This window comes from Chromohalobacter nigrandesensis, assembly GCF_023061285.1.
GTDB classification, from domain to species: domain Bacteria; phylum Pseudomonadota; class Gammaproteobacteria; order Pseudomonadales; family Halomonadaceae; genus Chromohalobacter; species Chromohalobacter nigrandesensis.
Genome location: NZ_JAKGAM010000011.1, coordinates 84,511 through 96,809, shown reverse-complemented (window position 1 = coordinate 96,809; position 12,299 = coordinate 84,511). Strand labels below are relative to the sequence as shown.

Here is a 12,299-nt window from a genome sequence, read left to right as displayed (position 1 = left end):
TTACCCGCGCTTGCTACGCCGCTCGGCATAACGCTTGAGCCCCCACAAGATACCAATCGCGACGATGATGCCGCCGGCGGCGATCAGCAATCCCTCGCGGCTTTCTGCGGTGACCAGCGACCCCAGTTGGCTGCCCAGCAGGGTGATGCCCAGCAGCCCCGGGGCGATTCCCAGGATGGAGCCGAGCATATAATCGCGAAAGCGTAAATGGCAGGCGCCGGCCAGCATATTGGTCAGGGTGAAGGGCGCCAGCGGCAGCAGGTTGAACAGCACCATGGTGCGTATGCCGCGTCCCGCGAGCAGGCGCGCGAGGCCGTTGAGCTTCTTGCCGCCGTGGCGCAACAGGGCGTCGCGTCCCAGGGCCCGCCCCACCCAGTAGGTGGCGATCGATGCCGACAGCGTCCCTAGCATGGCGTAGACGAATCCCCAGCCGGGCCCGAAGATCAGGCCGGTGGCGGCGACCAGCACGCTCAATGGAAAGACGACCAGGGACGTGAGGGCATACACACCCATCACGGCCAGTGGCGCCCAGGGGGCGTCGCGCCATGACGCGGCATTTTGCAGCAGATTGAGCAGCGCTTGCGGGGTCAGGATGTCGTGCATGGCGAGCCATTGCCAGAGCAGGCCACAGCCGAGCATGACTCCCAGCAAGACGAACAGAATTCCGAGAGAACGAGACATGCGGGCCCTCTAAGCGTGAACTGCGCCAAGCATACGTGAGAGCCCGCACGGGGGAAACACGGCACCTTGCGTGCCGTGTCGAACGCGGGTCAGTCTTCCAGTGAGAGAGCTTCTTTCACTACCGGCCAGGCTGCGTCGCCATCGGTGGTGGTCACACCGTCGAGCATTTCCTCGACGCGATCCGGATGCTCCTCGATCCAGGTCGTGGCTACGGTGTCGAGCTCTTTCTCGTCAAGACCGAAGGCCTTGATCATCCAGCTCTGCTGCTCGGCGGTGAAGCTGAAATTCTCGAAGAACGCCGTCAGGTTGGGGTTGTCGTCGGCGTATTCCGAGCTCATCAGGGTGAGCACCTGACTGGCGCCGTTGCCCTCGCCGAACAGGTTCTTGCTGTCCTCCAGGTAGCGCATCGGCAGCTCGAGGTTCATCCAGTGCGGTGTCCAGCCGACCCAGACGATGGGTTCCTCGCGGGAAATGGCATCGCGCGCTGCGCTGAGCATGCCCACGGTACTGGTATCCACTAGCTGCCAGTCGCCGAGTCCCCAGGTGTCGTTGTCGATCGCCTTGTTGAGGATCTCGCTGGCGGCGGAACCGGCGCCGAAGCTGTAAATCTCTCCTTCGAACATATCACGATGCGCGTCGAGGTCGGCGAACGAGGTCACGCCTTGTTCGTAGACATACTCGGGCACCGCCAGCGTCATTTGCGCACCATCGACGTTATTGGCGATACGCGTCACGCTTCCTTGGTCTTCCATGGGGGTGAGCATCGGCTCTTGCGCCGGTAGCCAGCCGCCCAGGAAGACGTCTACATCGCCGTTTTCCATGCCCTGGTAGATGACCTGCAGGCCGATGTCATCGGTTTGTGCCTGATAGCCGAGGGGTGCCAATAGCTGGCTGGCGATCTCGGTCTTGACGGTAATCCCGGGCCACGACGGCACGCCGAAGCGCACCGTGTCGGCTGCCTGAGCCGGCAGTGCCAGGCCGATACCGGCGGCTAGCGGTAGTCCGACGAGTATGGGGCGAAGCGAATGAGACATTAGGAAACTCCCGTTTCATTGGTGGATGTTGTCGGAGTAGCGGGCGCGGCGGTAGAGGCGTGGCGCGCCAACACGCGTAGATGCGATTCGAGGTGGTCGATATCCAGGTAGGTGCCTTGTAGGTGACGGCGGCCGGTATTGGGATCGAAGGCGCCACGACCGTGCAGCACGCGACGGTTGTCGAAGGCCACCATCTGTCCGGATTCGAGCGCGAAGTCGACGCGGAAACGCGGTTCGCGCAGACGTTGCCAGAAGATCAGATACGCTTCGTACCAGGCGTCGGCTTCTTCCGGCGGCAGGCGCAGGGTGTCGCGAATCCAGTTGTTGAAGCGCACCTCGCGGATGCGGCCCGTGGCGTCGACGTCGATGACCGGGGCGCGTACCGCGATATCGCTGTCCTCGTCCTGAAAGCGGAAATCGATGGGCGTATCGCGCAGACGCAGGAAGGCTTCCGGGACTTCGTGGCGCATGGCTTCGGCCACGGCGAAACCATCGGCGAACAGGGATGCGCCGCCTTCGGCTTCGTTTTCCAGGCAATACAGCAGTTGAATGTCCGGCGGATGGCGCCAGTTGGGCAGGTCGGTATGCAGTTCGAGACCGATGGCGGTATACGCGGCGTTGTTGGGGTTGGGCTTGGACTGAACATCGAAACGGGCGCCGAAGTTGGTGGCGCGCATCGGCCCGAACATTTCGGTGATACGCACGACTTCCTCGAGTTCGCGCGGGCCGTCGTCGAGCAGCACCAGGCCGTCGCGCAGCAGGGCGGTCAGCCATTCGCGGCGGCCGTCGCTGCCGGCCATCATGTCAGCATGCGACACATGGACGGGGGCGAAGTCTTCGCGCCAGGCTTCGGGGCGTGGAACGCCGTCGTCGGCACGCGCCTCGGGACGACGCTGATGCAGCCAGCCGGTGTCGAAGCGCGACTGGTGACCGTCGGTCCAGCGCAGCGCCAGCACGCCGTCCTCGAGGGTGGCTTCGGGGCGCGCATCGAGGAAGGCGTCGTCCTCGAGCGGCATGTAGAGGCGTTCACGCGTAATCGGATGGCGGCACTCGGCACAGGCGCAGTGATCGCGCAACCAGCGATAGCTGAAACGTGCGCTATCGGCGTTTTCCCAGGTCACCTCCAACACCTTGTCGCCAGCATCGCAGGCACGTAGCGCGGGGCCTTGCGCATAGGGGGAGAGTTCACTCATGTCGACGGCGGGGGATTGGCGCTGGGACTGCATGTCGGCCTCCTGATGTTGGGTCGTGCGAATCGGCTTCTAGCATGTCGCTTCACGGCGACATTCGACAAACGATGAATCTCGGGGCTAAGGGTAAGCTTTGCTAATGAGTGACTTATTGAAGATCATGGTCGGACATTCATCACCCTCGAGTTCACCATGTCCCTGCCGCCGATTCTGTGGATGCAAGCCTTCGAGGCTGCCGCACGCACGCTGAGTTTTACCCAGGCCGGTCGCGAGCTGGGCGTGACGCAATCGGCCATCAGCCAGCGGATTCGCCTGCTCGAGGACCGTCTCGGCCAGGCGCTGTTCGTGCGGCATCCACGCAGCCTGTCGCTGACGCCGGCCGGCCAGGCCTGGCTGCCGAGCATTCAGGAAGCCTTCACACGCATCGCCGAAGGCACCGCCGAAGTTTTTGGGCCACATCCCGACGCCCCGGTCACACTGCGTGCGACTCCCGCCGTACAGAATGGTTGGCTGGCCACCGAGTTGACGCATTTCCATCATCGGCATCGCGATGTCACGGTGCGCTTGGTGAGTGCCGTATGGCCCGGTGACTTCGGCGCCGAGGGCGTGGACATGGAGATCCGTTACGGCCAGGGGGATTGGCCCGACATGGAATCGGTGCTGCTCAATGAGGAGGTCATGCTACCGGTGTGTTCGCCGGAGTTGGCTCGTGAGTTGCAAACGCCCGAAGACGTGGCCGGGCACACCCTGTTGCACGCCGCCGGTTTTGCGCTGGGCTGGCCGAGTTGGTTGGCGCTGGCCGGGTCCGAAGGGCTGGAAGCGCGTTGTGCTTCGTTCATTTGCGATACCCAGGTCGCCACGCTGGCGTTGGCGGCACGCGGGGCGGGCATCGCCCTGACCCACCGGCGCCTCTTCGAGGGGCGCAACGATCTGGTAGCGCCCTTTGAGTTGTGCATGCCCACCGACGAAGCCTTTTGGTTGGTGCGCCCCAAGGCGCGGGTACTGCGTCCGGCATGCGAGGCATTATGGGAATGGTTGCGCGATGCACGTGAACTAGACTGACGTGAGTGGCCCATGAATGGGGCTAGCGAGCCCGAGGAGACGCGCATGATGAGGTATCGGTACGCGAGTCATTCAATACTTGTCGCCATGGGCATTACCTTGCTGCTGGTGGTGGGGGGAATCACGACGGCCAGCGCGGAGGGCGTGAAGGTCTACGACCCTGATAGCGGGCGCTTGCTGCCGCTCGAGTCGTACCCGGCCGGGCATGAAGACAGACGTCACGATCGTGAGCGTCACGCTGGGCATGGGTGGGATGAGCGCGGATGGGGTGAACGTGGATGGCGAGAAGGACGCGATCGCATCGACGTTCACCCGTCGATCATATTGCAGCCTCGCGTGTCATCGTCGCCGGACGTCGAAACGCGCGCCGAAACGTCCCAAGGTAGCCGTGTATGCCGCGGGGACAATGGCGCCACGACCTGGTCAACGCGCCCTACACCCTGTGCCTCGACCTCAACCACGACCTCGGAGAGCCGCGATGCAACGCCGCAATGATGGCGTCGCGATGCGCCGCTGCCTGATGTGGGCCTTTTTGGTCCTCGCGGGGCTGGGGCTGTCGTGGCTAGCGAGCGCGCAATCCGACGCGGGTGACGCGTCCCATGGCGTGGTCCTGAGCATCGACGGCAGCATCGGCCCGGCTACCAGCGATTACTTTCAGCGCGGTCTCGAGCGTGCCGACGAAGCCGGTGCCTCGCTGGTGATTCTCGAACTCGACACACCGGGCGGTCTGGATGCCTCCATGCGCGACATGATCCGCGCGATGCTGGCCTCGTCGGTGCCGGTGGTGAGCTATGTGACGCCCGCCGGGGCGCGTGCCGCCAGTGCGGGTACCTATCTGCTCTATGCCAGTCATGTCGCTGCCATGGCGCCGGCCACGCACCTCGGCTCGGCGACGCCGGTGCAACTGGGCGGCGTCGGTGGCGATAACGATCAAGCGCGTGAAGAGAGCCAAGGCGACGGTGAAGCGGGTGAAGGAGGCAATGACACTCAGGCGTCTTCCTCGGTGATGGAACGCAAGGTGCTCGAGGATGCCGTGGCCACGATTCGCTCGCTGGCCGAGCGCCACGGACGCAACGCCGAGTGGGCCGAACGCGCGGTGCGTGAAGCGGCCAATCTCACGGCCAGCGAGGCTCTGGAAGCCAATGTCGCCGATGTCGTGGCGAGCGATCTCGACGACTTGTTGACGCAACTCGACGGACGGCGCGTGGTCATGGCCGATGGCGAACGCACGCTTGCCACGCAGGACATGACGCTCGAGCGTCAGCCGCCGGATTGGCGCGCCCAAGTGCTGGCGTTCATCACCAATCCCAACGTTGCCTATTTCCTGATGATCATCGGCTTCTACGGGCTGATCTTCGAGCTGCTCAGCCCGGGTACGCTGTTTCCCGGCGTGATCGGCGCCATCAGCCTGGTGTTGGCCATGTACGCCTTCCAGATGCTCTCGGTGGGCTATGCGGGGCTAGTGCTGATTTTCCTGGGCATGGCGCTGGTGGTGGCCGAGGCGTTCGTGCCCAGTGTCGGGGTGCTGGGATTCGGTGGACTGGCGGCGTTCGTCGCCGGCTCGGTGATGTTGATGGACGACACGCATCAGGCACTGGCATGGCCTCTGGTAGGCGGTGTGGCGCTGGTGGCTGCCGGCTTCTTGCTGTGGGTGGTGACGCGCTTCGTGGGGATGCGCCAACGTCGCCCTCAGGGTGGCCAGGAGGAAATGATCGGCCAGGAGGCCACGGTGCTGGCGGACTTCCAGGGGCAGGGCAAGGTCATGGTACACGGCGAGCGCTGGCAGGCGCGCGGTGCATCGCCCGTGGCACGCGGTCAGCGGGTGCGAATCGTATCCAACGAGGGCTTGACGCTGGTGGTCGAGCCCATCACGGCAACCCCCTAGTCCTTATGCGGGGCACGCCAACGCTAAGTGAAAACGAGAAGGAGTCACGCCATGTATGCGAGTTATGCCTATCTAGTGCCGATTGTCCTCGTGGTACTGTTGCTGTTCGCGGCAATACGCATCCTGCCGGAGTACAAGCGCGGCGTGGTGTTCTTTCTGGGCCGGTTTCAGGCGGTGAAAGGACCGGGGTTGTTGTTGCTGATTCCAGCCATCCAGAAGATGCAGGTCGTCGATCTGCGCACCGTGACCCTGGACGTGCCGGAACAGGACGTCATCTCGCAGGATAACGTTACTGTGCGCGTCAACGCGGTGCTCTATTTCCGTGTGGTCGACCCCGAGAAGGCCATCATCCAGGTCGAGAATTTCGGTATCGCCACCAGCCAGTTGGCACAGACCACCTTGCGTTCGGTACTCGGTAAGCACGACCTCGACGAGATGCTTTCCGAACGCGATCGTCTCAACAACGATATACAGGAGATCCTCGACACCCAGACCGAGGCCTGGGGCATCAAGGTCGCCAATGTCGAGATCAAGCATGTCGACCTCGACGAGAGCATGATCCGTGCCATCGCCCGGCAAGCCGAGGCCGAGCGCGAACGGCGTGCCAAGGTGATCCATGCCGAGGGCGAGCTGCAGGCCTCGCATAAGCTGGTCGAGGCCGCCGATGTCATGTCCAGCAATTCGGCGGCGCTGCAGTTGCGCTATCTGCAGACGCTCAGCGACATGAGCAACAAGAACGCCTCGACCATCGTCTTCCCATTGCCGATGGACATCATGGATGCCTTCAAGCATCAAATGAACAAGGCGGGTACCGCGCCGACGAGCAGTGACGCCTCGGACGGAGAAGCGTCGGATACGCCGTCGAGCCGTTTCTCGTCCGGCCCCGCGACGCCAGACAACGAAGCGTGACAGACGCTTGTCATATCGAGCGGTTAGAATGGCGCCTCGTTTTCCCAGGAGCTTGGCGCCATGACCCCTGACAGCCGCCATCTGGCGATTTTCGATCTCGACGACACCCTGCTTGACGGTGACTGTACCGGGCTGTGGATTGCCTGGTTGGTGCGCCGCCAGTGGGTGGAAGACGGCGAGGCTTTTATGGAACAAGTGGCACGTCACGACCGGGCGTACCAAGCCGGCACGCTGGACATGCAGGTGCATCTGCGCTTCGTGCTCTCGCCACTGGTTGCGCGCTCGCACGAGGTGGTGCGTCATGAGGTGGAGGCCTTCGTCGACGCCTGGATCCGCCCGCGCCTGATTCCCGGTGCGCTGGAACGCCTGGCGTGGCACCGCGACCAGGGTCACACTACCTTGATCATTTCGGCATCGATGCATCACCTGGTCGCGCCCATCGCGGACGCGGTGGGCGCCGACGAGGCGCTGGCCACGCGCCCGGCTTTCGATGCCGAGGGGCGCTTCACCGGCGAGCCGACCGGCATCGTCACCTATCAAGCGGGCAAGCTGACGGCGTTGGATGCCTGGCTCGCCGAGCGCGAGGCGCTAGCTGCGTGCCCCGACGTTCTCTGGGGCTATAGCGACTCACACAACGATTTACCGCTGCTCGAGCGTGTCGATCATGCCCACGCCACGCAGCCCGATGCCCGCCTGGCGCGGATCGCCGAGCAACGCGGCTGGCCGGTGTTCGACTGGCGCGAGGCACGTCCGTCTACGACGAAAGGTGCAAGTACGGCATCGAATTGATAGAATCCCGCGCTTCCTGGGCGCCCCGCATGGGGCGAGCGGCACGCTAAGAGGCCGCGCCCGCCACTCGTCAAACCGCATGGACCGTGGCTGACGCCGTCTTCTGCCGCCTTGGGGCGCCTCCTTGCATGAATGATCGTGCATGATGGAGACGTGTCGGTATCAGCGATCGTGTTGCGTTTGACGAGTGGGGCCGTATGCCATGACGGCCATGTAAGCCATGGGCGGTGCCGCGTCGGCTGCGCCTTCACATCGACTGGACGACAACATGTACGCATCCATCAAACAACGTTGGTTCTCGAACGTACGTTCGGACGTTCTAGCCGGCGCTGTGGTGGCGCTGGCACTGATTCCCGAGGCGATCGCCTTCTCGATCATCGCCGGGGTCGACCCCAAGGTAGGACTTTATGCCTCCTTCTCCATGGCGGTGGTGATCGCCTTCACCGGGGGCCGTCCCGGCATGGTGTCCGCCGCCACCGGTGCCATGGCGCTACTCATGGTGACGCTGGTCAAGGAGCACGGGGTCGAATACTTGCTCGCGGCCACCGTGTTGACGGGGTTACTGCAGATCGTGGCTGGTTACCTGCGCCTGGGTGCGCTGATGCGTTTCGTCTCGCGCTCGGTGGTCACGGGCTTTGTCAACGCCCTGGCGATCCTGATCTTCATGGCGCAGTTGCCGGAGCTGACCGACGTGACCTGGCATGTCTACGCCATGACGCTCGGTGGGTTAGCGATCATCTACCTGTTTCCCTATGTGCCGGTCATCGGTCGCGCACTGCCGTCACCATTGGTCTGCATCATCGTACTCACCGCGATCTATATGCTGGGCGATTTCTCCATGGTGCGCACCGTGGGCGATATGGGCGAGCTGCCGGATACCTTGCCGATGTTCCTGTGGCCGGATGTGCCGCTCAACTTCGAGACGCTGGCGATCATCTTCCCGTATGCACTGGCGTTGACCATCGTGGGGCTTCTCGAGTCGCTGATGACGGCGACCATCGTCGACGAACTCACCGATACGCCCAGTGACAAGAACCGCGAATGCAAGGGTCAGGGGATCGCCAACATGGCGACGGGCTTCCTCGGGGGCATGGCGAGTTGCGCGATGATCGGGCAGTCGGTGATCAACATCAAATCCGGCGGGCGTACGCGCCTTTCCACGTTGTGTGCCGGCGTCATCCTGCTGTTTCTGGTGGTCTTCCTCGGCGATTGGGTGGCGCAGATTCCCATGGCAGCGTTGGTGGCGGTGATGATCATGGTGGCAATCGGGACCTTCAGTTGGGAATCGCTGCGCGACCTGCGCAAGCATCCGTTGTCGACCAATATCGTCATGCTGGCGACGGTGGTCGTGGTGGTGGCAACCCACAACCTGGCCATCGGTGTTCTGGTGGGAGTACTGCTGGCGGCGTTGTTCTTCGCCAACAAGGTTGGCCAGATTCTCTACGTGGGCAGCGAGATGAACGAGGAGAGCCAGACGCGTGTCTATCGTGTCGTCGGCCAGGTGTTCTTTACCTCGGCGGATCGTTTCGTGGATTCCTTCGATTTCAAGGAAACCGTGGAGCGCGTGCATATCGATCTGACCCGAGCGCATTTCTGGGACATCACCGCAGTGGGCGCGCTCGACAAGGTGGTCATCAAGTTCCGCCGCGAGGGTACCGAGGTGGAAATCACCGGTCTCAATCAGGCCAGTGCCACACTGGTGGATCGTTTCGCGGTGCACGACAAGCCCGATGCGGTGGAAAAGCTCATGGGCCACTGAATCGCGCTAAGTCTGTAGGCCTTTTCAGATAGTGCCTAAAGGGGGAGACGACAAGCCTCCCCTTGCCTGGGTATCATGTGTTAAGCCCCATTGCGATGGGAATTTGAAAGATCATCAGAAGGAGCCCGCCACATGAAAGCACCTCACGTCATGGCGTGTATCGATGGCTCGAGTTATTCGGAAACCGTGAGCGACGCTGCGGTCTGGGCGAGCCAGCGCATGGATGTTCCGCTGTCCTTCGTGCATGTACTGGATCGCAATCAGGCGCCAAGCCAGTTCGATCCACGCGGCAACATCGGACTCGGCTCGCGCGAGAACCTTCTCGAAGAGCTCGCGAGTCTCGACGAGCAGCGTGGCAAGCTTGCACAAGAGCATGGCCGTTTGATGTTGAGCGCGGCGCGTGAGCGTGCCGAAGCTGCTGGTGTGACGGACGTCGAGACCCGCCAGCGTAACGGCGAGCTGGTCGAGGCCTTGACCGAGATCGAAGAAGAAGCGCGCCTGATCGTGCTGGGCAAGCGCGGTGAATCGGCGGATACCTCGCCGGAGCACATGGGCAGTAACCTCGAACGTGTGATTCGCGGACTGCATCGCCCGATTCTGGTGATTCCGGAGTCCTTCACCACGCCCCAACGCTACCTGATCGCCTTCGATGGCGGTCCGACCACGCGCAAGATGGTCGAATTGCTCTCGGAACGACCGTTGTTACGTGACCTGGAATGCCACCTGGTGCTGGTGGGGGCGGATACCGACGAGCATCGCGAGCAACTGGCCTGGGCGGAGAAGCAAATGACGCCGACCAGTAGTGCGGTGCATACGCAAATCATCGCCGGCGAGGTCGAGAAGGTGCTGTGCGACTATCAGCACGAACACGACATCGATTTGCTGGTCATGGGGGCCTACGGGCACTCGCGCATTCGTCAGTTCCTGGTGGGCAGCACCACCACGGCTATGATTCGTCGCGCCAAGGTGCCGTTGCTGCTGTTACGCTAAGCGCCGTGGTCAAGGGCCAGTGAACCGCATGGTGCAAGGCGTCGGTCACGTCGACGGCGCCTCCTCTTCCTCGTTCTGGGTTGCCGCAGGCGGCTGATGATTCAGAAACTCGCCTACACGCTCCGGCTCGCTTTCGCCGACACGGCATAGCTGGACGGCGATCTCCGCATACTGCATCAATACTGGTACCAGCAGGCGTTGCCGCTCGGCATTGTCGCCGGTAGTGGCGCGTGCCTCGCCGTTGAACCACTCGAAGAGGCGTGCCAGACGCGCATAGTTGGGATCACCGCGCCCACTATTGCCGCGCAGGGCGTCGATGGACAGACAGCGCAGCACGTTGCGCTTATTGGGATCCAGCCCTTCTTTCTCCAGCAAACGTTCGGCATGTTGCATGAAATGCTCGGCCAGCAGTGCCGTGGTCTGCGTACGCCCATGATGGGAAAGGGCGTCGAGGCTATCGTGCAAGGCGCGCTGCTGCTGGGAAAGCTGTTGCCATAGCGCCAGGCCCAGCAGGGCCAAGATCGCCAGCGCCCCCAGTGCAAGCACGAACGCACCCAGGGGAATCAGCGCCGAGGGCGGCAGCGGCCAGGCGAGATCGGTGGCCGACAGCAGTACACCTCCCAGCAGGGCGATGGCGAGGAATATGGCAAGCATCAAAGCCAAGCGTTTCATCGAGTCGTATCCATTGCCTCAGGCGTATGCCTCCTTATCGGCTTCGTCGCGCCAAGCTTGATGGTGGCAAGCGACATCCTCTCCAGAGGGCGTTTACAAAACAGTCCAGAGGTTGTTTACAAAATAGCTGCTCAGCACATGCCGCCGTTAACCGGCAACACCTGGCGCGTTATATAAGCGGCATCCTTTGAGCATAGAAAACTCACCACGCCGGCGATGTCCTCGGCCTGGCCGGTGCGGCGCATCGGAATCAGCTTGAGCACCTCTTCCTGGGGCAGGTGGTGCGTCATATCGGTGTCGATCCAGCCGGGGGCGACGCAGTTGACGGTGATGTGGCGTTTGGCCAGTTCGATGGCCAGCGCCTTGGTGGCGCCGATGATTCCCGCCTTGGCGGCGCTGTAGTTGACCTGGCCGCGATTGCCGATGAGTCCCGACATCGAGGCGATGGTGACGATGCGCCCCGGCTTGCGCCGCTGGATCATCGGCATGACCAGCGGATGCAGCACGTTGTAGAAACCGTCGAGATTGGTATGCACCACGCTGTCCCAGTCGTCGCCGGTGAGCGCGGGGAACGGATTGTCGGCGGTGATGCCGGCGTTGCAGACCACGCCGAAATACGTGCCGTGGGCCTCGATGTCTGCTTCCAGGCACGTGCGTGCCTGTTCGCGATCGGCTACGTCGAAACACATAAGACGTGCCTCGCGGCCTAGCGCGCGAATTTCTTCGGCGACGCCTGCAGCCTCCTGCTCGCGCGAGCGGTAATGCAGCACGATATCGAAGCCGTCGTGCGCCAGGCGCAGGGCGGTGGCGCGACCGATGCCACGGCTGGCACCGGTCACCAGGATAGTGTCGGTCATCGAGCGTCTGGCCTTTCTGTAGGGGAAGAAGAAGCGTCCGGCGGTGGCTGAAAGATACTCAGGCGCCCTTCGGCGAGGCACTGGCCCGCCGCCGTCGACAGTGTGCCGGTGAAGGCGCGCACGCCGTTGTCGGCGACGAATTCCCGCGTCACTCGGACATGTACCGGCGCGCCGAGAGTAAAGTTATCCACATGTGCTTGATAACGCCGGCTGGCGATCAAGAAACCGGGTGGCGGTGGCGCGCCATCGATATGCGCCCAGACCCCGGCCCAGGCGGCGACGCCCTGAGCCATCCATTCGAGGCCGACCCAGGCGGGAATCGCCCCGTCCTCGACGAATAGATCGTCGGCCTGGGGGGTGATCTCGACAGTGGCGCCCTCGGCGTCGTAATCCAGCAGCGTGTCGAGCAGACACATCGCGCCGTCATGGGGGACGAACGGTCTCACGTCGCAAGGCGTGTGAAGTGCCATT

The 12,299-nt window shown here is 63.0% G+C and carries 13 protein-coding genes; 7 read left to right on the top strand and 6 right to left on the bottom strand.

The genetic code is table 11. The annotated features are described in order from the left end of the window. The 3 genes from L1073_RS13210 to L1073_RS13200 form a co-directional block, all read right to left on the bottom strand. Nucleotides 1-681: a TVP38/TMEM64 family protein gene (locus L1073_RS13210; RefSeq protein WP_246899972.1), complete on the bottom strand. Its 681-nt coding sequence runs from the start codon at nucleotides 679-681 to the stop codon at nucleotides 1-3. An 89-nt stretch (nucleotides 682-770) separates the two neighbouring features. Then, nucleotides 771-1,715, bottom strand: coding sequence for an ABC transporter substrate-binding protein (locus tag L1073_RS13205; RefSeq protein ID WP_246899970.1), 945 nt, complete (start codon nucleotides 1,713-1,715; stop codon nucleotides 771-773). Continuing rightward, the gene (locus L1073_RS13200; RefSeq protein WP_246899969.1) at nucleotides 1,715-2,941 is read right to left on the bottom strand and encodes a TauD/TfdA family dioxygenase; all 1,227 of its coding nucleotides are present in this window, start codon (nucleotides 2,939-2,941) and stop codon (nucleotides 1,715-1,717) included. Before L1073_RS13200 ends, L1073_RS13205 begins: the two co-directional genes overlap by 1 nt. 156 nt (nucleotides 2,942-3,097) lie before the next feature. Between L1073_RS13200 and L1073_RS13195 the strand changes: the two genes are divergently transcribed. From L1073_RS13195 to L1073_RS13165, 7 genes are all read left to right on the top strand, one after another. Beyond that, nucleotides 3,098-3,967: a LysR substrate-binding domain-containing protein gene (locus L1073_RS13195; protein WP_246899967.1), complete on the top strand. Its 870-nt coding sequence runs from the start codon at nucleotides 3,098-3,100 to the stop codon at nucleotides 3,965-3,967. 45 nt (nucleotides 3,968-4,012) lie between these two features. Next, nucleotides 4,013-4,462, top strand: a complete 450-nt coding sequence (locus L1073_RS13190) for a hypothetical protein (RefSeq protein WP_246899966.1) — start codon at nucleotides 4,013-4,015, stop codon at nucleotides 4,460-4,462. After that, entirely contained in the window at nucleotides 4,446-5,852 is a 1,407-nt protein-coding gene (locus L1073_RS13185) for an NfeD family protein (RefSeq protein WP_246899964.1), read from the top strand. Before L1073_RS13190 ends, L1073_RS13185 begins: the two co-directional genes overlap by 17 nt. A gap of 51 nt (nucleotides 5,853-5,903) precedes the next feature. Beyond that, nucleotides 5,904-6,761, top strand: a complete 858-nt coding sequence (locus L1073_RS13180; protein ID WP_246899962.1) for a slipin family protein — start codon at nucleotides 5,904-5,906, stop codon at nucleotides 6,759-6,761. Nucleotides 6,762-6,821: 60 nt separating this feature from the next. Next, entirely contained in the window at nucleotides 6,822-7,550 is a 729-nt protein-coding gene (locus tag L1073_RS13175) for an HAD family hydrolase (RefSeq protein ID WP_246899961.1), read from the top strand. Nucleotides 7,551-7,818: 268 nt separating this feature from the next. After that, nucleotides 7,819-9,309, top strand: coding sequence for a SulP family inorganic anion transporter (locus L1073_RS13170; protein WP_246899959.1), 1,491 nt, complete (start codon nucleotides 7,819-7,821; stop codon nucleotides 9,307-9,309). Nucleotides 9,310-9,441: 132 nt separating this feature from the next. Beyond that, a complete protein-coding gene (locus tag L1073_RS13165; protein ID WP_246899958.1) occupies nucleotides 9,442-10,299 on the top strand; it encodes a universal stress protein in 858 nt (285 codons plus the stop codon). 45 nt (nucleotides 10,300-10,344) lie between these two features. Here the strand turns inward: L1073_RS13165 and L1073_RS13160 are convergent, their stop codons facing one another. The 3 genes from L1073_RS13160 to L1073_RS13150 all read right to left on the bottom strand — a co-directional run bounded on the left by L1073_RS13160 (nucleotide 10,345) and on the right by L1073_RS13150 (nucleotide 12,298). Further along, complete coding sequence (locus L1073_RS13160; RefSeq protein WP_246899957.1) at nucleotides 10,345-10,971, bottom strand: hypothetical protein; 627 nt, start codon at nucleotides 10,969-10,971, stop codon at nucleotides 10,345-10,347. A 131-nt stretch (nucleotides 10,972-11,102) separates the two neighbouring features. Continuing rightward, the gene (fabG, locus tag L1073_RS13155; RefSeq protein WP_246899956.1) at nucleotides 11,103-11,828 is read right to left on the bottom strand and encodes a 3-oxoacyl-ACP reductase FabG; all 726 of its coding nucleotides are present in this window, start codon (nucleotides 11,826-11,828) and stop codon (nucleotides 11,103-11,105) included. Continuing rightward, entirely contained in the window at nucleotides 11,825-12,298 is a 474-nt protein-coding gene (locus L1073_RS13150; protein WP_246899954.1) for a hotdog family protein, read from the bottom strand. The genes fabG and L1073_RS13150 overlap by 4 nt, the downstream gene beginning before the upstream one ends. Between the last annotated feature and the right edge of the window lies 1 nt (nucleotide 12,299).